At 76.8% G+C, this 2,071-nt stretch carries 1 protein-coding gene; it reads left to right on the forward strand.

Going from position 1 to position 2,071, the window contains the following annotated elements; genetic code table 11:
• The coding region (locus ABD308_RS21010; protein WP_344337483.1) for an acyltransferase domain-containing protein at positions 1-2,071 on the forward strand (2,071 nt) is incomplete at both ends.

The raw sequence follows: 2,071 nt of genomic DNA on the forward strand, positions 1-2,071 counted from the left end.
CCGCCGACTCCGGGGTGCCCGCCGGGCGCGCCGCGCCGCACGGCCGCACCGCCTTCGTCTTCCCCGGCCAGGGCTCCCAGTGGCACGCCATGGGCCGTGAACTGCTGGCCGCCGACCCGGTGTTCGCCGCCGTGATCCGCCGCTGCGCGAAGGCCCTGGAGCCGTACACCGACTGGGACCTCGTGGAGGTCGTCTCCGGTGCGGCCGGCGAGGAGTGGCTGTCGCGGATCGACATGCTGCAGCCGACCCTGTGGGCGGTCTCGCTCGGCCTGTGCGAGGTGTGGCGGGCGGCCGGCGTGGTGCCGGACGTGGTGGTCGGCCACAGCCAGGGCGAGGTCACCGCGGCCACCGCGGCGGGCATCCTCTCCTACGAGGACGGCGCGATGGTGGTCGCCCGGCGCAGCACGATCGCCCGGCGCACCTCGGGCAGGGGCCGGATGCTGGCGGTGGACCTGTCGCTGGACGCCGCGAAGGCGGCGCTGTCCGGCTTCGAGGAGGGCGTCTCGCTGGCCGTGAACAACGGGCCGAACAGCTGCGTGCTCTCCGGCGACACCGAACTGGTGCTGGCGCTCAAGGAGTTGCTGGAGGCCGAGGGCACCTTCTGCCGCCTGGTCAACGTCGACTACGCCTCGCACAGCCCGCAGATGGACGAGCTGGAGGAGGACCTGCTGGCGGCGCTGCGCGCGGTGCGCCCGGGCCGGGGGTCCGTCGAGCTGATGTCGACGGTGCGGGTGGCCCCGCTGGAGGGGCCGGAGCTGGACGCCCGGTACTGGGTGGACAACCTGCGCCGTCCGGTGATGTTCGCCGACGCGATGGAGCGGCTGTTCGACAACGGCGTCACCCACGTGGTCGAGATCAGCCCGCACCCGGTGCTCACCCCGGCGCTGGAGCAGCTGGCCGCGCAGCGGCCGGTCCCGCCGCAGGTGCTGTCGACGCTGCGGCGCGATCAGGGTTCGCCGGCCGTGGTGCGCGAGTCGATGGCCCGGGCGTACGTGAGCGGTCTGGAGCCGTTCGGCGCGCTGCCCCGGGCCGCCTGGGCGCCGGTGCCGCCGTACCCGTGGCAGCGCACCGCGCACTGGGTGGAGCCGGCCCGCCGGCGCACCGCGGCCGGCGCCGGGGACGCGCTCTCGCTGGTGCCGTCGGTGACCGAGCAGGGCGCCTGGACGGGGACGCTGGAGCTGGCCCCGGCGGACCTGCCCTGGGTGCGCGACCACCGGGTGTACGACGCGGTGGTGCTGCCCGGCACCGCGATGCTGGAACTGGCGCTGCGGACGGCGCTGGCCCGCACCGGCGGGGCGCACCGCACACTCGCCGACGTCGGCCTGCACAGCCACCTCACCCTCACCGAGGAGCCGGTGACGGTGTCGCTGGGCTGGCGGGACGACGTCACCGGCGGCGGCAGCTTCACGCTGTCCTCGCTGGAGGCGGGCGCGCAGGGCTGGGTCCGGCACGCCTCGGCGCGGGTGCTGGCGGAGGACACCGCGCCCGAGCGGCCGTCCTTCCCCGAGCGGCTGCTCGCCCTGGAGGCGGCCCCGGCCGACGCCTTCTACGCGGACTGCGCGGCGCGCGGGCTGAACTACGGTCCGGCGTTCCGGGGTGTGCTGGGGCTGCGCGCGGACGCGGCGCAGTGCCTGGCCGAGGTGCGGCTGCCGGAGGGCCTGCTGGTCTCCGGCTACCCGCACCGGCCGCACCCGGCGCTGTGGGACGCGGCGCTGCAGGCGTCGATCCCGCTGTTCCCGGGCGAGGAGGCGGCGGTGCCGGTCGGGGTGGGCCGGATCCATCTGCACCAGGACCTCGCGGAGCCGGTCACCGCGCTGTGGTCGCACGCGGTGCGCCGGGACGGCGGCGAGGAGGTCGACCTGTTCCTGTTCGACGCCGCGCGGCGGCCGGTGCTGAGCATGCTGGGGCTGCGGATGCGGGCCCTGGCGGCCTCGGCGGACCCGGGCGCGGCGGACGCGGAGCGGATCCACCGGCTGGAGTTCCACCCGTCGGCCCGCCCCGAGACCGGGGAGGCGTCGGCGCCCGGCCGGTGGGCGGTGTGCGCGGCGGACGCGGTCGGCGGCCCGGCGGC

The sequence above is a fragment of the Kitasatospora putterlickiae genome (assembly GCF_039527695.1).
Lineage (GTDB): Bacteria > Actinomycetota > Actinomycetes > Streptomycetales > Streptomycetaceae > Kitasatospora > Kitasatospora putterlickiae.